Origin of the sequence: Pantoea eucrina, from assembly GCF_020079945.1 — a bacterium.
Lineage (GTDB): Bacteria > Pseudomonadota > Gammaproteobacteria > Enterobacterales > Enterobacteriaceae > Pantoea > Pantoea eucrina.
This window is the reverse complement of the sequence record NZ_CP083448.1, coordinates 159,021-177,704: the sequence shown is the minus strand read 5'-3', so window position 1 is coordinate 177,704 and position 18,684 is coordinate 159,021. Positions and strand designations below refer to the sequence as shown.

13 protein-coding genes and 2 tRNA genes are annotated in these 18,684 nt (G+C 54.5%); 3 read left to right on the top strand and 12 right to left on the bottom strand.

Translation table 11 applies throughout. The features are described 5' to 3' along the window. The first annotated feature begins 63 nt into the window (after positions 1 to 63). Both thiC and thiE read left to right on the top strand, forming a co-directional pair. Positions 64 to 1,998 carry a phosphomethylpyrimidine synthase ThiC gene (gene thiC, locus LAC65_RS00795; protein WP_039381840.1) on the top strand — a complete coding sequence of 645 codons (1,935 nt, stop codon included), beginning with the start codon at positions 64 to 66 and terminating at the stop codon, positions 1,996 to 1,998. Then, entirely contained in the window at positions 1,995 to 2,639 is a 645-nt protein-coding gene (gene thiE / locus LAC65_RS00790; RefSeq protein ID WP_039381839.1) for a thiamine phosphate synthase, read from the top strand. Before thiC ends, thiE begins: the two co-directional genes overlap by 4 nt. A gap of 162 nt (positions 2,640 to 2,801) precedes the next feature. Here thiE and LAC65_RS00785 read toward each other — a convergent pair whose 3' ends face one another. Then, positions 2,802 to 4,259, bottom strand: a complete 1,458-nt coding sequence (locus LAC65_RS00785; RefSeq protein ID WP_039381838.1) for an aminotransferase-like domain-containing protein — start codon at positions 4,257 to 4,259, stop codon at positions 2,802 to 2,804. Positions 4,260 to 4,435: 176 nt separating this feature from the next. Here LAC65_RS00785 and LAC65_RS00780 point away from each other — a divergent pair, with 176 nt between their 5' ends. Further along, positions 4,436 to 4,624: a DUF1127 domain-containing protein gene (locus LAC65_RS00780; RefSeq protein WP_039381837.1), complete on the top strand. Its 189-nt coding sequence runs from the start codon at positions 4,436 to 4,438 to the stop codon at positions 4,622 to 4,624. A 60-nt stretch (positions 4,625 to 4,684) separates the two neighbouring features. Here LAC65_RS00780 and rpoC read toward each other — a convergent pair whose 3' ends face one another. From rpoC to LAC65_RS00725, 11 genes are all read right to left on the bottom strand, one after another. Next, on the bottom strand, positions 4,685 to 8,908 hold the full coding sequence (rpoC, locus tag LAC65_RS00775; RefSeq protein WP_039381836.1) for a DNA-directed RNA polymerase subunit beta': 4,224 nt from the start codon (positions 8,906 to 8,908) through the stop codon (positions 4,685 to 4,687). Positions 8,909 to 8,986: 78 nt separating this feature from the next. Continuing rightward, positions 8,987 to 13,015: a DNA-directed RNA polymerase subunit beta gene (gene rpoB, locus LAC65_RS00770; protein WP_039381834.1), complete on the bottom strand. Its 4,029-nt coding sequence runs from the start codon at positions 13,013 to 13,015 to the stop codon at positions 8,987 to 8,989. Positions 13,016 to 13,341: 326 nt separating this feature from the next. Next, a complete protein-coding gene (rplL, locus tag LAC65_RS00765) occupies positions 13,342 to 13,704 on the bottom strand; it encodes a 50S ribosomal protein L7/L12 (RefSeq protein ID WP_009092660.1) in 363 nt (120 codons plus the stop codon). A gap of 66 nt (positions 13,705 to 13,770) precedes the next feature. After that, a complete protein-coding gene (gene rplJ / locus LAC65_RS00760; protein ID WP_039381830.1) occupies positions 13,771 to 14,268 on the bottom strand; it encodes a 50S ribosomal protein L10 in 498 nt (165 codons plus the stop codon). A 350-nt stretch (positions 14,269 to 14,618) separates the two neighbouring features. Continuing rightward, the gene (rplA, locus tag LAC65_RS00755; RefSeq protein ID WP_039381829.1) at positions 14,619 to 15,323 is read right to left on the bottom strand and encodes a 50S ribosomal protein L1; all 705 of its coding nucleotides are present in this window, start codon (positions 15,321 to 15,323) and stop codon (positions 14,619 to 14,621) included. Positions 15,324 to 15,326: 3 nt separating this feature from the next. Beyond that, positions 15,327 to 15,755 carry a 50S ribosomal protein L11 gene (gene rplK / locus LAC65_RS00750; protein ID WP_013507401.1) on the bottom strand — a complete coding sequence of 143 codons (429 nt, stop codon included), beginning with the start codon at positions 15,753 to 15,755 and terminating at the stop codon, positions 15,327 to 15,329. A gap of 146 nt (positions 15,756 to 15,901) precedes the next feature. Next, a complete protein-coding gene (nusG, locus tag LAC65_RS00745; protein WP_039381825.1) occupies positions 15,902 to 16,447 on the bottom strand; it encodes a transcription termination/antitermination protein NusG in 546 nt (181 codons plus the stop codon). Between the two features lies 1 nt (position 16,448). Next, entirely contained in the window at positions 16,449 to 16,832 is a 384-nt protein-coding gene (secE, locus tag LAC65_RS00740) for a preprotein translocase subunit SecE (protein ID WP_039381824.1), read from the bottom strand. A gap of 230 nt (positions 16,833 to 17,062) precedes the next feature. Next, complete coding sequence (gene tuf / locus LAC65_RS00735; RefSeq protein WP_039380832.1) at positions 17,063 to 18,247, bottom strand: elongation factor Tu; 1,185 nt, start codon at positions 18,245 to 18,247, stop codon at positions 17,063 to 17,065. 106 nt (positions 18,248 to 18,353) lie between these two features. Then, positions 18,354 to 18,429 (bottom strand) — tRNA-Thr (locus LAC65_RS00730). 5 nt (positions 18,430 to 18,434) lie between these two features. Next, a tRNA-Gly gene (locus tag LAC65_RS00725) sits at positions 18,435 to 18,509 on the bottom strand. Positions 18,510 to 18,684 lie beyond the last annotated feature (175 nt).

Genomic DNA, 18,684 nt, shown 5'->3' with positions numbered 1-18,684 from the left:
CAGGCGCTGTTACTCCTTCCGGACTCCGGACAAGCAACTTCCACTGACTTCAGGAATTTTGCTATGTCTGCTGCTAAACCTTCTCGTCGTGAACAGCGCGCGCAAGCGCAGGATTTTATCAACTCGCTGCAGGGCACTGCCTTTCCCAACTCACAGCGTATCTGGATCGCCGGCAGCCGCGCCGACATTCGCGTGCCGATGCGTGAAATCCAGCTCAGCCCCACCCATACCGGCGGCACCAAAGCGGACCCGCAGTACGAAATCAATGAGCCGGTTCCGGTCTATGACACCGCTGGCGCCTATGGCGATCCGCAGGCCACTATCGATGTGCATCAGGGACTGGCAAAGCTGCGCGCCGCGTGGATAGACGAGCGTGATGACAGTGAACCGGTTACGCAGCGCAGTTCCGCTTATACACAGCAGCGTCTGGCCGATGAGGGACTGGACCACCTGCGCTTTGAATCGCTACCTTCTCCGCGCCGGGCAAAACCTGGCCGCTGCGTCACGCAGCTGTACTACGCCCGTCAGGGCATAGTGACGCCGGAGATGGAGTTTATTGCGATACGTGAAAATATGGGGCGCGAACGCATTCGTAGCGAAGTTCTGCTGCAGCAGCATCCGGGCGAAGCCTTTGGCGCGCACCTGCCGGCGAATATCACCGCAGAATTTGTGCGCGATGAAGTCGCCAGCGGGCGCGCCATTATTCCGTCAAATATCAACCACCCCGAATCGGAACCGATGATTATTGGCCGTAATTTTCTGGTGAAAATCAACGCCAATATCGGCAACTCTGCGGTCAGCTCCTCGATTGAAGAGGAGGTGGAAAAGCTGGTGTGGTCCACGCGCTGGGGTGCCGATACCGTGATGGACCTCTCCACCGGCCGCTACATTCATGAAACGCGCGAGTGGATCCTGCGCAACAGCCCGGTTCCCATTGGCACCGTCCCGATCTATCAGGCCCTGGAAAAGGTGAATGGCATCGCTGAAAACCTTAACTGGGAAATTTTCCGCGATACCCTGCTGGAGCAGGCGGAGCAAGGCGTCGACTACTTCACTATTCATGCCGGCGTGCTGCTGCGCTATGTGCCGATGACGGCCAGACGTCTGACCGGTATCGTGTCGCGCGGCGGCTCAATCATGGCGAAATGGTGTCTGTCACATCATCAGGAGAGTTTTCTCTATCAGCATTTCCGCGATATCTGTGAAATCTGCGCCGCTTATGACGTGGCCCTCTCGCTGGGCGATGGCCTGCGCCCGGGATCGATTCAGGATGCCAACGATGAGGCGCAGTTTGCAGAACTCAGAACGTTAGGCGAGCTGACCAAAATCGCCTGGGAGTATGACGTGCAGGTGATGATTGAAGGTCCGGGCCATATCCCGATGCAGATGATCCGGCGCAACATGACCGAGCAGCTCGACCACTGCCATGAAGCGCCCTTTTATACGCTTGGCCCGCTGACCACCGATATCGCACCGGGCTATGACCACTTCACCTCCGGTATTGGCGCGGCGATGATTGGCTGGTTTGGCTGCGCCATGCTCTGCTATGTAACGCCTAAAGAGCACCTCGGGCTGCCCAATAAAGAGGATGTCAAGCAGGGGCTTATTACCTACAAGATCGCCGCGCACGCCGCCGATCTGGCCAAAGGGCATCCGGGGGCGCAGATCCGCGATAACGCTATGTCCAAAGCGCGCTTTGAATTCCGCTGGGAAGATCAGTTTAACCTCGCGCTGGATCCGCATACTGCCCGCGCCTACCACGATGAGACGCTGCCGCAGGAATCGGGCAAAGTCGCGCACTTCTGTTCTATGTGCGGGCCGAAGTTCTGCTCAATGAAAATTACCCAGGAAGTGCGGGAGTTTGCGGCGCGCCAGCAGGCTGAGGCACAGCCGGTTGAAGTGGCTGAAGCGGGAATGGCAGAGATGTCTGAGACATTCCGCCGCCGCGGAGGTGAACTCTATCATCCTGCTGATGCGATCGGTAAGGAGAAAGCATGACAACCGCGTTTGCTGCTACTGCCCCGCAGCTGGGACTCTATCCGGTGGTTGACAGCGTCAGCTGGATCGAACGCCTGCTGGCCGCCGGGGTACGCACGATCCAGCTGCGCATCAAAGATCTGCCGGATCGGGATGCAGAAGACGCGGTGCGTGAAGCGATTGCGCTGGGCCGGCATTATCACGCACGGCTGTTCATTAATGATTACTGGCGTCTGGCCATTGCGCATCAGGCATATGGCGTACACCTGGGTCAGGAGGATCTGGAGGTAGCGGATCTGCAGGCGATTCAGCAGGCGGGCCTGCGGCTGGGCATCTCAACGCATGATGACGCAGAGCGGGAGCGCGCGGTGGCACTGCGCCCCTCCTATATCGCACTGGGGCACATCTTCCCCACGCAAACCAAGCAGATGCCGTCTGCGCCGCAGGGAGTGGTCCGGCTGCAGCAACACCTGCCGCATTTGCAGGGTATTCCTGCGGTCGCTATCGGCGGCATTTCACTGGCGCGCGTGCCTGAGGTGCTGGCGACCGGTGTCGGCAGCGTGGCAGTTGTCAGCGCCATCACGCAGGCGGCTGACTGGCGTGCGGCCACCGCTGACCTGCTGCGGCTGGTGGGAAGCGGAACGCCGATCGCGCAGGCCTGAAAATTGATGTAACCCGCGCAGAAATGGCGCAAGCCGGCACGCAGGGATAGTCAGCAGGCCTCGTCTGCGCGTCTGAAACCGTTACAGTACGTCTTGCCCGCTGTGGTTTGCAGCGGGCCAGGGCTGGTTCCCCTTCTCTCCCTCCAGCCCTGCCTTTCCGGTTTACTCCGCCAGCAGCTGCTCCGCCTGATGCCTGTCGCTGCTGCACGCCTGCATGGCGCGCTCCACCGCCGTTCCCAGCCGCGCCAGCGCCTGCTCCGTCTGTTCATTCATGGGCAAGCCGTAATTGAGTCGCAGACAGTTCCGGTATTTACCCGCAGCGGAAAACAGAGAACCCACGGCGACCTGCAGGCAGGCCTCGCGCAGCTCGGCATTAAGCCGCACCGCATCAAACGCCTCCGGCAGCTCAATCCACATCAGAAACCCACCCTGCGGGCGCGATACGCAGATGCCGCAGGGAAAGTAGTGCCGCACCCAGCAGCTGAATGTTTCATAGTTGCGCTGATACACCTGGCGCATACGGCGCAGATGCGGGAGATAGTGGCCCTGGCGAATAAACTCCGCCACGGTGTGCTGCGGCAGCGTGGCCGTGGATCCGGTGCCGATATATTTCATATGCAGCACCCTGTCGCGATAGCGGCCCGGTGCCACCCAGCCCACCCGCAGCCCCGGTGCCAGCGTTTTTGAAAATGAGCTGCAGAGCAGTACGCGGCCATCCATGTCGAGCGATTTGAGCGTGACAGGACGCGGGTAGTCCCATGCCAGCTCGCCATAAACATCATCCTCTATGATGGCGGCATCAACCCGCTGCGCCAGCGCCAGCAGCGCCCGCTTGCGCGCTTCCGGCATAATAAAACCCAGCGGATTATTGCAGTTTGGCACCACCACTACGGCTTTGATTGGCCACTGCTCAAACGCCAGCTCCAGCGCCTCAAGACTGATCCCGGTGACTGAGTCGGTCGGGATTTCAATCACCCTGATCCCCAGTCCGCGCAATGTCTGCATCGTGCCATGAAACGCGGGCGACTCTACCGCAATGATGTCACCCGGCGCACAGACGGCGCGAATTGAAACCGACAGCGCCTCATGGCAGCCGGTGGTGATCACAATATCCTCTGCCGTCAGCTGACAACCGCTGTCGATGGTCAGGCGCGCCACCTGCTCGCGCAGGGCGCTGACGCCGAGCAGACTGTCATAGTTGAGCAGTTCAGTCTGCTGTTTCTGCGCCAGCCGGCTCATGATTTTCCACAGCGGTTTCAGCGTGGGCTGCGTCAGATCGGGCATGCCGCTGCCCAGCTGCATCACGTCACCGCTGGTGCGACTGCTGAGGAGTTCCAGCACGGAATCCCACTGCGTAACCTCTACCGGCCGCTGTACCGGGCGCGTCAGCGCAGGCACAGGCGGGGTCGCTTTATGCGTGGCAACAAAATAGCCGGATCGCGGCTGCGGTACGATCAGCTGCTTCTCTTCCAGCAGGTGATATGCCTGCTGCACGGTGCTGATACTGACTCCATGCTCGCTACTCAGAGTGCGTACTGAAGGCAGGCGTTCACCGCTGCGATAAAGCCCCTGCTCAATCCGATCGGAGAGCAGGCAGGCCAGATGCTTATAGCGCGTCATTGTATGCTCCTGGTAACAAATCCATCTAAAAAACCAGTACAGATAAGCGCTACTTTTAGCATTCAGAGAGGACAAAACGCAATCTGTATGGTTAACAAACCCTGTATTTGGGTCTGTATGGTTTTGACGGGAAAACGGACAATGCTGCTCAGATACCCCTGTTAAGGAGCGAGAGAATGGAATTTGATCAGAATCGTGCTGCAAAACCTTTCAGCGTAACGCTGCCAGACATGATCCGTGCGGCGCTGCGGATGCTAAAGCAGTGGCGTGCCCGACGCGCGACGCGTCAGATACTGGCTCAGCTCAGCGACAATCAGCTGCGCGATATTGGCCTGACGCGCCACGATGTAAAGTGTAAGCGCTGAGCATCAGGCAAAAAAAAACCCTGCCGGAGCAGGGTTTTTTATCATCGGTGCAGCAGACGATTACTCGTCGTTGTTGCCACCCAGACCAGCGTTCAGCAGCTCAGCCAGGCTTGCAGAGGCTTCATCCGCAGTCACCTGCGGTGCAACCGGCGCTTCACCCGCCTGACGGCGACGCATACGATCCTGATGGTAAGCATAACCGGTACCAGCCGGGATCAGACGACCCACAATAACGTTCTCTTTCAGGCCGCGCAGTTCATCGCGCTTGCCTGCTACTGCGGCTTCGGTCAGGACACGCGTGGTCTCCTGGAACGAGGCTGCAGAGATGAACGACTCGGTTGCCAGAGACGCTTTGGTAATACCCAGCAGATCGCGCGCATAGGTTGCGCCGATTTTGCCAGCGGTCTCCAGATCGCGGTTGGAGATCTTGATGCGGGAGACTTCTGCCTGCTCGCCTTCAAGGAACTCCGAGCTACCTGCGCTCATGATGGTCGCTTTACGCAGCATCTGACGTACGATGACTTCGATGTGCTTATCGTTAATCTTAACGCCCTGCAGGCGGTAAACTTCCTGCACTTCGTTAGTGATATAACGCGTTACCGCATGAACGCCACGCAGACGCAGGATGTCGTGTGGTGATTCCGGGCCGTCAGATACGACGTCACCGCGTTCCACGCGCTCACCTTCAAATACGTTAAGCTGACGCCACTTTGGAATCATCTCTTCGTACGGATCGCTGCCATCAACCGGTGTGATCACCAGACGACGCTTGCCTTTGGTCTCTTTACCGAAGGAGATGATACCGCTGATCTCCGCCAGAATAGCTGGCTCTTTCGGACGACGCGCTTCGAACAGATCCGCAACGCGCGGCAGACCACCGGTAATGTCCTTGGTACCGCCAGATTCCTGCGGAACACGCGCCAGGGTATCACCCGAACTGATCTTCACGCCATCTTCCAGCTGCACAATCGCTTTACCTGGCAGGAAGTACTGAGCCGGCATGTCGGTGCCCGGGATCAGAACGTCGTTGCCGTTGGCATCAACAATTTTCAGCGCCGGACGCAGGTCTTTACCGCCAGCAGTACGCTCTGCGGAATCCAGTACCACCAGCGATGACAGACCGGTAAGGTCGTCAGTCTGACGGGTAATGGTCTGACCGTCGATCATGTCGGTGAAGCGGATGAAACCACCCACTTCGGTGATTACCGGCATGGTGTGCGGATCCCAGTTTGCTACGGTTTCGCCTGCAGCAACCTGCTCACCATCACCTTTCGCCATCACCGCACCGTAAGGCACTTTATAGCTCTCTTTGGTACGACCGAACTCGTCGATCATCTTCAGCTCAACGTTACGTGAAACGATAACCAGCTTCCCGGAGGAGTTGGTTACTGACTTCGCGTTGGTCAGCTTGATAGTACCTTTGTTCTTCACCTGAATGCTGGATTCAGCAGCCGCACGCGATGCCGCACCACCGATGTGGAACGTACGCATTGTCAGCTGAGTACCCGGCTCACCGATGGACTGTGCTGCGATAACGCCGATGGCCTCACCTTTGTTGATGATGTGACCACGAGCCAGATCGCGACCGTAGCAGTGTGCACACACACCGAAGTCGGTTTCACAGCTTACTACTGAACGCACTTTGATAACGTCAACGGAGTTCTCTTCCACCACGTCACACCAGTGCTCATCGATCAGCGTATTACGCGGGATCAGGATGTCAGCAGTGCCTGGCTTCAGAACGTCTTCAGCCGTTACACGACCCAGTACGCGCTCACGCAGCGGCTCTTTAACGTCGCCACCTTCGATAACCGGCGTCATCATGATGCCTTCGAACGTGCCACAGTCATCTTCGGTAACAACCAGATCCTGCGCCACGTCAACCAGACGACGGGTCAGATAACCGGAGTTTGCCGTTTTCAGTGCGGTATCGGCCAGACCTTTACGCGCACCGTGCGTTGAGATGAAGTACTGCAGTACGTTCAGGCCTTCACGGAAGTTTGCCGTGATAGGCGTCTCGATGATGGAGCCATCTGGCTTCGCCATCAGACCACGCATACCTGCCAGCTGACGAATCTGTGCTGCAGAACCACGCGCACCGGAGTCGGCCATCATGTAGATGCTGTTGAACGAGACCTGCTGCTCTTCTTCGCCGTTACGGTTGATAACGGTTTCCGTCTGCAGGTTATCCATCATCGCTTTAGAGACGCGTTCGTTGGCAGCGGCCCAGATATCGATGACTTTGTTATAACGTTCACCCGCCGTAACCAGACCAGACTGGAACTGCTCCTGAATTTCAGCCACTTCAGCTTCAGCTTCAGCGATGATTTCCGCTTTCTTCGCCGGAATAACCATATCGTCGATACCGACTGATGCACCTGAACGGGCTGCATAGGCGAAACCGGTGTACATGGTCTGGTCAGCAAAGATAACGGTCGGCTTCAGGCCCAGAATGCGGTAACAGGTGTTCAGCATTTTGGAGATCGCTTTCTTACCCAGCGCCTGGTTGACGATGGAGTAAGGCAGACCTTTCGGTACGATCATCCACAGAATCGCACGGCCAATGGTCGTGTCGATCAGGCTGGTTTTCGCAACGAGCTCTTCCTGTTCGTTTTTCGCATATTCTGTAATACGCACTTTAACGCGGGCGTGCAGCTCAGCCAGGCCAGCGCGGTAAACACGCTCAGCTTCTTTCGGGCCGGTCAGCACCATGCCTTCGCCTTTGGCGTTTACTTTGTCGCGGGTCATATAGTACAGACCCAGAACAACGTCCTGTGAAGGAACGATGATTGGCTCACCGTTCGCTGGCGACAGAATGTTGTTGGTCGACATCATCAGCGCACGCGCTTCCAGCTGAGCTTCCAGCGTCAGCGGTACGTGTACCGCCATCTGGTCACCATCGAAGTCGGCGTTATAGGCCGCACAGACCAGCGGGTGCAGCTGGATCGCTTTACCTTCGATCAGAACCGGTTCAAACGCCTGGATACCGAGACGGTGCAGCGTTGGCGCACGGTTCAGCAGCACCGGGTGTTCGCGGATAACTTCGTCCAGGATATCCCAGACAACCGCTTCTTCACGCTCAACCATTTTCTTGGCAGCTTTGATGGTGGTAGCAAGACCACGCAGCTCCAGCTTGCCGTAGATGAACGGTTTGAACAGCTCCAGTGCCATTTTCTTCGGCAGACCGCACTGATGCAGACGCAGGTATGGACCCACGGTGATAACCGAACGACCGGAGTAGTCAACGCGTTTACCCAGCAGGTTCTGACGGAAACGACCCTGCTTACCTTTGATCATGTCAGCCAGCGATTTCAGCGGACGCTTGTTAGAGCCGGTGATGGCACGACCGCGACGGCCGTTATCCAGCAGGGCATCTACCGCTTCCTGCAGCATACGCTTTTCGTTACGCACGATGATATCTGGCGCAGCCAAATCCAGCAGACGCTTCAGACGGTTATTACGGTTGATCACGCGACGATAGAGATCGTTCAGATCTGACGTAGCGAAACGACCACCATCCAGCGGTACCAGCGGACGCAGATCTGGCGGCAGAACCGGCAGAACGGTCAGGATCATCCACTCTGGCTTGTTGCCAGACTGCACGAACGCTTCCAGCAGCTTGATACGCTTGGTCAGCTTTTTACGCTTGGTCTCAGAGTTAGTCTCGTTCAGCTCTTCGCGCAGCTGCTCACACTCCTGCTCCAGATCCATATTTTTCAGCAGTGCCTGGATCGCTTCCGCACCCATCTTCGCGTCAAATTCGTCACCGAACTCTTCCAGCGCGTCAAGATACTGCTCTTCCGTCAGGATCTGACGTTTTTCCAGGTTGGTCATGCCGCCTTCGATAACCACGTAGGATTCGAAGTAGAGGACACGCTCAATGTCACGCAGTGGCATATCCAGCAGCAGGCCGATGCGGGACGGCAGCGACTTCAGGAACCAGATGTGTGCAGTAGGTGAAGCCAGCTCGATGTGACCCATACGCTCACGGCGTACTTTGGTCTGCGTCACTTCAACGCCGCACTTCTCGCAGATAACACCGCGATGCTTCAGGCGCTTGTACTTACCGCACAGGCACTCGTAGTCTTTAACCGGTCCGAAGATACGGGCACAGAAAAGACCGTCACGCTCTGGCTTGAAGGTACGGTAGTTAATGGTTTCCGGCTTTTTAACTTCACCAAAAGACCAGGAACGGATCATGTCTGGCGAAGCCAGAGCAATTTTGATCGCATCAAACTCTTCGGTTTTAGTTTGCGCTTTCAGAAACTTAAGTAAGTCTTTCACGGATTAGCTCCCGTCGGAGTGGAACTCTCAGGGACGCGCACCCGGAGTGCGCGTCCCATAACCAGTACTTGCGAGTGCTTACTCGTCTTCCAGCTCGATGTTGATACCCAGCGAGCGGATCTCTTTCAACAGTACGTTGAAGGATTCCGGCATGCCCGGTTCCATCTGATGGTTGCCATCGACGATGTTTTTATACATCTTCGTACGGCCGTTGACGTCATCAGACTTAACGGTAAGCATTTCCTGCAGGGTATACGCGGCACCATATGCTTCCAGTGCCCACACTTCCATCTCACCGAAGCGCTGACCACCGAACTGCGCCTTACCACCCAGCGGCTGCTGAGTAACGAGGCTGTAGGAGCCGGTCGAACGGGCGTGCATCTTGTCATCAACCAGGTGGTTCAGTTTCAGCATGTACATGTAACCTACGGTTACCTGACGCTCAAACTGCTCACCGGTACGGCCATCAAACAGCGTGATCTGACCAGAAGAAGGCAGGCCGCCGAGCTGCAGCAGCTCTTTGATCTCGCTCTCTTTCGCACCGTCGAACACTGGCGTGGCGATTGGCATACCTTTTTTCAGGTTCTCTGCCAGACGCAGCACTTCATCGTCCGAGAAGGTGTTCAGATCAACTTTCTGACGCACGTCGGTGCCCAGATCGTAAGCACGCTGGATAAACTCACGCAATTTGGCGACTTCTTCCTGCTTCTTCAGCATCGCATTGATCTTCTCACCAATGCCTTTCGCCGCCATACCCAGGTGGGTTTCCAGAATCTGACCGATGTTCATACGCGATGGTACGCCCAGCGGGTTCAGTACGATGTCAACCGGCGTGCCGTTTTCGTCATAAGGCATATCTTCGATCGGGTTGATCTTAGAGATAACACCTTTGTTACCGTGACGGCCTGCCATTTTGTCACCAGGCTGGATCTGACGTTTAACGGCCAGATAAACCTTAACGATCTTCAGCACGCCTGGTGCCAGATCGTCGCCCTGGGTGATTTTGCGACGCTTCGCTTCGAGTTTCTTCTCAAACTCGTGCTTCAGCTCATCATACTGTCCGGCCAGCTGCTCGAGAGTGTTCTGCTTCTCTTCGTCAGTCAGGCCCAGCTCCAGCCAGCGCTCGCGCGGCAGCTTGTCCAGCTTGTCCGCTTCAACGCCGCCCGCGATCAGCACAGCCTGGATACGGCTGAACAGACCCGCTTCAAGGATCTGCAGTTCTTCAGACAGGTCTTTCTTCGCCTGCTTCAGCTGCATCTCTTCGATTTCCAGCGCGCGCTTATCTTTTTCCACGCCATCGCGGGTAAAGACCTGCACATCGATAACGGTACCAGAGACGCCATTCGGTACGCGCAGCGACGAGTCTTTCACGTCGGACGCTTTTTCACCAAAGATAGCGCGCAGCAGTTTCTCTTCTGGCGTCAGCTGGGTTTCACCTTTAGGCGTTACCTTACCGACCAGAATGTCACCACCGGTTACTTCTGCACCGATATAGACGATACCGGATTCATCCAGCTTGGAGAGCGCAGCTTCGCCGACGTTCGGGATGTCAGCGGTGATCTCTTCCGGCCCCAGTTTGGTGTCACGGGACACGCAAGCCAGTTCCTGAATGTGGATCGTGGTGAAACGGTCTTCCTGAACCACACGCTCTGAGACGAGGATGGAGTCTTCGAAGTTGTAACCGTTCCATGGCATGAACGCCACGCGCATGTTCTGACCCAGCGCCAGCTCACCCAGATCGGTGGATGGACCATCTGCCAGCACGTCACCGCGCTCGATTGGCTCACCCAGAGAGACACACGGCATCTGGTTGATACAGGTGTTCTGGTTTGAACGGGTGTACTTGGTCAGGTTGTAGATGTCGATACCGGCTTCGCCTGCGTACATCTCTTCTTCGTTAACTTTGATAACGATACGGGATGCATCTACATACTGTACGGTACCACCACGTTTCGCGACGGCAGTTACACCGGAGTCAACCGCTACTGCACGTTCCATACCGGTACCTACCAGCGGCTTATCAGCGCGCAGAGTCGGGACCGCCTGACGTTGCATGTTCGCACCCATCAGGGCGCGGTTAGCATCATCGTGTTCCAGGAACGGGATCAGTGACGCACCGACAGAAACCACCTGCTGGGTGGAAACGTCCATGTAGTCAACCTGATCGCGGCTGAACAGGCTCGATTCACCTTTGCTACGGCAGGTGACGAGATCGTCAACAAAGCTACCATCATCAGCAAGGTTGGTGTTCGCCTGAGCGATAACGTAGTTACCCTCTTCAATCGCAGAGAGGTAATGAATTTCGTCACTCACTTTGCCATCAACAACGCGACGGTATGGTGTCTCAAGGAAACCATATTCGTTGGTCTGCGCGTAGACAGAGAGTGAGTTGATCAGGCCGATGTTCGGGCCTTCCGGCGTTTCGATTGGACATACGCGACCGTAGTGAGTCGGGTGTACGTCACGCACTTCAAAGCCAGCACGCTCACGGGTCAGACCGCCTGGGCCCAGAGCAGAAATACGACGCTTATGCGTAATTTCAGACAGCGGGTTGTTCTGGTCCATAAACTGAGACAGCTGGCTGGAACCAAAGAACTCTTTTACTGCGGCTGAAATCGGCTTGGCGTTAATCATGTCCTGCGGCATCAGCGTATCAAGATCGCCCAGTGACAGACGCTCTTTCACTGCACGCTCAACGCGAACCAGACCTACGCGGAACTGGTTCTCAGCCATCTCACCGACAGAACGGATACGACGGTTACCAAGGTGATCGATGTCATCCACTTCACCGATACCGTTACGGATACCGATCAGCTTCTTCATCACCTCGATGATATCTTCTTTGCTCAGGATACCTGAACCTTCGATCTCATCACGCAGCAGAGAACGGTTGAACTTCATGCGGCCGACCGCAGAGAGATCGTAACGATCTTCAGAGAAGAACAGGTTCTCGAACAGGTTTTCCGCTGCTTCACGCGTTGGCGGCTCGCCCGGACGCATCATGCGGTAGATCTCAACCAGCGCGCTCAGGCGATCGTTGGTTGGGTCAACACGCAGGGTCTCGGAGATATAAGGGCCGTGATCCAGATCGTTGGTGAACAGGGTTTCGATGCGCTTGTGGCCCGACTGGCTCAGTTTTGCCAGCAGATCCAGTGACAGTTCCATGTTAGCCGGAACAATCAGCTCACCGGTGTTCAGATCGATGTAGTCTTTAGCAACGACTTTACCGGCGATATATTCAACCGGGACTTCGATATGCTGAACGCTATCTTTTTCCAGCTGGCGAATATGACGCGCAGTGATGCGACGACCTTTCTCAACGTAGACCGTGCCGTTGGCTTCGATATCGAAGGAAGCCGTTTCGCCACGCAGGCGCTCAGGCACCAGTTCCATCTGCAGCTTGTTGTCGCGGATTTCAAAGACCACTTTTTCGAAGAACAGATCGAGGATCTGCTCAGTGGTGTATTCCAGCGCGCGCAGGATGATACTGGCCGGCAGCTTACGACGACGGTCAATACGGACGAACAGGTTATCTTTTGGATCGAACTCGAAGTCGAGCCATGAACCACGGTAAGGGATGATACGTGCGTTATAAAGCACTTTACCGGAAGAGTGCGTTTTACCCTTATCGCTGTCAAAGAACACGCCAGGACTACGATGCAGCTGAGAAACGATAACACGCTCAGTACCATTGATAACAAAGGTACCGTTGTCAGTCATGAGTGGAATTTCACCCATGTAGACTTCTTGTTCTTTGATGTCTTTAACGGTGCCTTCCGGCGCTTCGCGCTCGTAGATCACCAGACGCAGTTTCACGCGCAGCGGTGCCGAATAGGTCACGCCACGGATCTGACATTCAGTTACGTCAAAGACCGGCTCACCCAGGCGATAGCTGACATACTGCAATTCAGAGTTGCCGCTGTAGCTCGCGATTGGGAACACGGAACGGAAGGCTGCTTCCAGACCGTATTGGCCTTCTGGATCTTGCTCGATGAACTTCTGAAACGAGTCAAGCTGGATAGAAAGGAGATAGGGAACATCCAGAACTTGTGGACGTTTACCAAAATCCTTACGAATACGTTTTTTCTCGGTATAGGAGTAAACCATAGGGTTCCTCAGCTAGCTGACAAGTCGACCCACGCTGTCCGTCCTGACGGGACAGTTATGCAACACTATTTTTGTTTTTCATGCGATGCGTGGCACCCCATGCAATACATCTTTCTATCACTCTTAAATCATTTCATCGCTATTGTGCCGGCAGGGAACCTTCACAGGAGAGCGGTATATTAAGGCGTCGATAGAAAAAGATATTGAAGAGAAACAATGGATAAACAGTGCGAAACGCCATCGTTCCCCTGTAGCGCAAAAAGGCTGGTGACCAAAAAGTCACCAGCCATCAGCCCGATTACTCAGACTGCAACCCTAAGGTTGTCTTACTTAACTTCAACTTCAGCGCCAGCTTCTTTCAGAGCAGCTTCAAGTGCAGCTGCGTCATCTTTGCTGATGCCTTCTTTGATCACGCCAGTCGCTTCAACCAGATCTTTGGCTTCTTTCAGGCCCAGACCAGTTGCAGTACGTACTGCTTTGATTACTGCTACTTTGTTCGCGCCAACTGCTTTCAGCACAACGTCGAACTCAGTTTTCTCTTCAACAGCTTCAGCCGGGCCAGCAGCTACAGCTACAGCAGCAGCAGCAGAAACGCCGAATTTTTCTTCCATAGCAGAAACCAGCTCAACTACTTCCATTACGGACATAGCTGCAACGGCTTCCAGGATTTGATCTTTAGTGATAGACATGTCGATTGTTCCTAAAATTCACAAAAAGTTTATACGTAAGCAGGTACGAAGGAAAAGAAAGAGGCCTTAAGCCGCTTCTTTTGCATCGCGTACAGCAGCCAGAGTGCGAACCAGTTTGCCAGCAGCGGCTTCTTTCATGGTCGACATCAGACGTGCCAGTGCTTCTTCGTAAGTCGGCAGAGTTGCCAGACGGTCAATATTGGCCGCCGTGATCAGCTCACCTTCAAAGGCTGCAGCTTTGACCTCAAATTTTGCATTCGCTTTCGCGAACTCTTTGAACAGACGAGCAGCAGCGCCCGGGTGTTCCATAGAGTATGCAATCAGGGTCGGACCAACAAACGTGTCTTTCAGGCACTCGAAAGGAGTACCTTCAACGACGCGGCGCAGCAGGGTGTTGCGAACAACACGCATGTAAACGCCAGCTTCACGACCTGCTTTACGCAGTTCAGTCATTTTATCAACGGTAACGCCACGGGAATCCGCAACAACCGCTGAAAGCGCGCCTTTGGCTACTTCGCTAACTTCAGCAACAATCGCTTGTTTGCCTTGAAGATTTAATGCCATTAGCTTTGCTCCTGGATTTGACCGGGAAAAATTTCCCGGAACTCACTTCACCTGACTGCCCGAAAGCAGCAGGCGCTATTACACGGTGAGCAGAATCCAGTGAAGAAATAAATCTTTTTGGTTCTGTCACCGTCTACGCAGGATATTAAGCAGAGTTTCCGAAGAAAGTTCCGCTCCTGCGGTCTTGGACGGAGGCCAGGATTAGGCCTGGCTCCAACCTTAGCCACTGTATTTTAATGCGTTACCGCATTAAGCCGCAGCGGCTATGAATTTGGGTTCTGAGAACAGTGTTCATTCAGAACAACGGGCGTAAGATTCTAGATGAATTTTTCGCCCGTTTCAAGCAGCAATTAGTTTGCTACTGCGTTCAGACCAGCCTGGTCAACGGCAACGCCGGCGCCCATGGTGGTAGAGATGCTGACTTTCTTGATGTACACGCCTTTAGCCTGAGCAGGTTTTGCTTTTTTCAGCGCGACCAGCAGAGATTCCAGGTTTTCTTTCAGTTTGTCAGTATCGAAGTCCACTTTACCGATGGTAGTGTGGATGATGCCGTTTTTGTCGTTACGATAACGAACCTGACCCGCTTTAGCGTTCTTAACCGCTTCAGCAACGTTTGGCGTTACAGTACCAACTTTCGGGTTTGGCATCAGACCACGTGGGCCCAGAACCTGGCCCAGCTGGCCAACAACGCGCATTGCATCCGGAGATGCGATAACGACGTCAAAGTTCATTTCGCCTTTTTTGATCTGATCGGCCAGATCTTCCATACCTACCAGCTCAGCGCCAGCTGCTTTAGCAGCTTCAGCGTTTGCGCCCTGGGTAAAGACAGCAACACGTACTGAACGACCAGTACCGTGTGGCAGAACGGTTGCACCGCGTACGTTCTGATCAGATTTACGTGCATCGATGCCGAGGTTAACAGCAACGTCTACGCTTTCTGTGAATTTGGCAGTAGCCAGTTCTTTCAGCAGAGCAACAGCTTCGTTGATGTCGTACTGTTTAGTTGCATCAACTTTGTCACGGATCACGCGCATGCGCTTGGTCAGCTTAGCCATTTCTTAATCCTCCACTACCAGGCCCATGGAACGAGCAGTACCTTCGATAGAGCGAGTCATCGCTTCTACGTCAGCACCAGTCATGTCCGCAGCTTTGGTTTCTGCGATTTCACGTACCTGAGCACGAGTTACTTTACCGACTTTGTCTTTGTTCGGCTTACCAGAACCAGACTTGATGCCCGCTGCTTTTTTCAGCAGTACGGCAGCCGGAGGCGTTTTGGTAACGAAGGTGAAAGAACGGTCGCTATATACAGTGATAACAACTGGAGTAGGCAGGCCTTTCTCCAGAGATTCTGTTTTGGCGTTAAACGCTTTACAGAATTCCATGATGTTAACACCCTGCTGACCCAGAGCCGGACCAACCGGTGGGCTCGGGTTAGCCATACCAGCTGCAACCTGCAGCTTAACGTAGGCTTGTACTTTCTTGGCCATGATAATTCCTCTATTGGGTATAGCGCCTGAAAACAGGCTCCCCGTGGTAACGATTTACCCGCCGTTGCCAGCGTGTAAAAACAAAAGGCGCGAAATTATAGGTAAATTTCGCGCCTTCTGCAAGAGTCAAAAAGTGAACAAAAGGGTTAACCTTTCTCCACCTGAGCAAAATCAAGCTCAACCGGTGTTGCACGACCAAAGATAGAAACCGACACTTTCAGGCGGCTCTTCTCATAGTCAACTTCTTCGACCACGCCGTTGAAGTCAGCAAACGGACCGTCGTTGACGCGTACCATCTCGCCTGGCTCAAACAGCGTTTTCGGACGCGGCTTATCACCTACCTGCTGCAGGCGGTTCATAATCGCATCAACTTCTTTGTCACTGATTGGTGCAGGACGGTCAGATGTACCGCCAATGAAGCCCATTACACGCGGTACACTGCGCACCAGGTGCCAGCTGGCGTCATTCATCACCATCTGTACCAGGACGTAGCCAGGGAAGAATTTGCGCTCGCTTTTGCGACGCTGACCGCCACGGATTTCAACGACTTCTTCAGTCGGCACCATGACGTCACCAAACAGTTCTTCCATGTTGTGCAGTTTGATATGCTCTTGCAGCGATTTCGCTACGCGGGCTTCAAAACCGGAGAACGCCTGAACGACGTACCAGCGTTTTTTTGGAGCTTCAGACATCTCAGAACCTCAGGCCAGTAATAAACGATACCAGACGGACCAGAATACCATCCAGCCCCCACAAAATCAGTGACATCACGGCCGTAACCGCGGCAACGATTAGCGTGGTATGTAAGGTTTCCTGACGGGTTGGCCAGATAACCTTGCGCATTTCGGTTCTTGCTTCACGAGCAAAAGCCACGGTTGCTTTACCTTTGATAGTCAGTAAAGCGATGCCACCCGCAGCAGCGATCAGCACTACTACAGCCAGCGCACGTAAGGGCAGCGTAATATCGCGATAGAGATAGTTACCCACAATGGCAACCAGCAGTAACGCAATCACAGCTACCCACTTTATCGCTTCCAGGCCGCGCCCGCTCCCTTGAGCTTCGGTATTCGCACTCATAAACCAACCTGCCACAATAATTCAGAAACTATTCTGCCCCGCGTATAGGCGAGGCATCCAAACCGAATGAGCTGTTGGGCATAACTCGGTCTCCAGCGCTGTAAAACAGAGCCTGTCTCAGCAATGATTATGATTGAAAATCACTGATGAGCCAGGTTCTAAGTGACAGCGTGCAAAAAGGGCATCAAATGATGCCCTTTTCATGCGCATTGCGTCAAATACTATCGCAATTAAGCGATAACAGAAGCAACAACGCCCGCGCCAACGGTACGGCCGCCTTCGCGGATTGCGAAGCGCAGACCCTGGTCCATCGCGATTGGGTGGATCAGGGTAACAACCATCTTGATGTTGTCGCCCGGCATGACCATCTCAACGCCTTCTGGCAGCTCAACTGAACCGGTCACGTCAGTGGTACGGAAGTAGAACTGTGGACGGTAGCCTTTGAAGAACGGAGTATGACGGCCGCCTTCGTCTTTAGACAGAACGTAAACTTCTGACTCGAACTTGGTGTGTGGCTTGATTGAGCCCGGCTTCGCCAGAACCTGTCCACGCTGAATGTCTTCGCGCTTGATACCGCGCAGCAGAACACCACAGTTCTCGCCCGCCTGACCCTGGTCCAGCAGCTTGCGGAACATCTCAACACCGGTACAGGTTGATTTCGCGGTATCTTTGATGCCCACGATTTCAACTTCGTCACCGACTTTAACGATGCCGCGCTCAACACGACCGGTAACAACGGTACCGCGGCCTGAGATTGAGAACACGTCTTCGATTGGCAGCAGGAACGGCAGGTCGATAGCACGAACCGGATCCGGGATGTAGCTGTCCAGGTAGCCCGCCAGCTCGATGATTTTGCCTTCCCACTCTGCGTCGCCTTCCAGCGCTTTCAGCGCTGAACCACGTACGATTGGCGTATCGTCGCCCGGGAAGTCGTACTGTGACAGCAGGTCACGTACTTCCATCTCAACCAGCTCCAGCAGCTCTTCATCATCAACCATGTCGCACTTGTTCAGGAACACGATGATGTAAGGAACGCCAACCTGACGACCCAGCAGGATGTGCTCACGGGTCTGTGGCATCGGGCCATCAGTCGCAGCAACAACCAGGATCGCGCCGTCCATCTGCGCAGCACCGGTGATCATGTTTTTCACGTAGTCGGCGTGTCCCGGGCAGTCAACGTGTGCATAGTGACGGCTTGCGGTTTCGTACTCTACGTGAGCGGTGTTGATGGTGATACCACGCGCTTTTTCTTCAGGGGTGCTGTCGATCTGGTCGAATGCACGCGCCTGGCCGCCGTTGGTTTTAGCCAGAACGGTGGTGATTGCTGCAGTCAGGGTGGTTTTACCGTGGTCAACGTGACCGATGGTGCCCACGTTTACGTGCAGTTTGTTACGCTGAAATTGCTCTTTAGCCATCGCTTGTCCCTCTAAGACACGAATATATCAAAGATATCGTCACATTAACCAGGCAGTGCCCGATGTTAGTTTTACAGAGAGAGAATCAGGAGAGAGATAAAGGAAGTGGTGCTGATACCCAGAGTCGAACTGGGGACCTCACCCTTACCAAGGGTGCGCTCTACCAACTGAGCCATATCAGCACATCTGGAGCGGGCAGCGGGAATCGAACCCGCATCATCAGCTTGGAAGGCTGAGGTAATAGCCATTATACGATGCCCGCATCCTGGAACTCGGCTACCTGTTCTTTCTGTAGCTTTTGAATAATAAAAGAAGACCTTTTACTATTCGAGCCAGTCAGAGTTTCCGACTGACCCTGACCACACAGATGTGCAATCTGAATCCGGAGGTGAGAGATTTGAACTCACCCATCAGGTAAACTCTTACCTGATGCCCAA

Coding starts and splice junctions, on each gene's coding strand:
- LAC65_RS00785 (WP_039381838.1), bottom strand. CDS start 4,259: ATGACGCGCTATAAGCATCTGGCCTGCCTGCTCTCCGATCGGATTGAG.
- tuf (WP_039380832.1), bottom strand. CDS start 18,247: ATGGCTAAAGAGCAATTTCAGCGTAACAAACTGCACGTAAACGTGGGC.
- secE (WP_039381824.1), bottom strand. CDS start 16,832: ATGAGTGCGAATACCGAAGCTCAAGGGAGCGGGCGCGGCCTGGAAGCG.
- nusG (WP_039381825.1), bottom strand. CDS start 16,447: ATGTCTGAAGCTCCAAAAAAACGCTGGTACGTCGTTCAGGCGTTCTCC.
- thiC (WP_039381840.1), top strand. CDS start 64: ATGTCTGCTGCTAAACCTTCTCGTCGTGAACAGCGCGCGCAAGCGCAG.
- rplJ (WP_039381830.1), bottom strand. CDS start 14,268: ATGGCATTAAATCTTCAAGGCAAACAAGCGATTGTTGCTGAAGTTAGC.
- rpoB (WP_039381834.1), bottom strand. CDS start 13,015: ATGGTTTACTCCTATACCGAGAAAAAACGTATTCGTAAGGATTTTGGT.
- rplL (WP_009092660.1), bottom strand. CDS start 13,704: ATGTCTATCACTAAAGATCAAATCCTGGAAGCCGTTGCAGCTATGTCC.
- LAC65_RS00780 (WP_039381837.1), top strand. CDS start 4,436: ATGGAATTTGATCAGAATCGTGCTGCAAAACCTTTCAGCGTAACGCTG.
- thiE (WP_039381839.1), top strand. CDS start 1,995: ATGACAACCGCGTTTGCTGCTACTGCCCCGCAGCTGGGACTCTATCCG.
- rplK (WP_013507401.1), bottom strand. CDS start 15,755: ATGGCCAAGAAAGTACAAGCCTACGTTAAGCTGCAGGTTGCAGCTGGT.
- rplA (WP_039381829.1), bottom strand. CDS start 15,323: ATGGCTAAGCTGACCAAGCGCATGCGCGTGATCCGTGACAAAGTTGAT.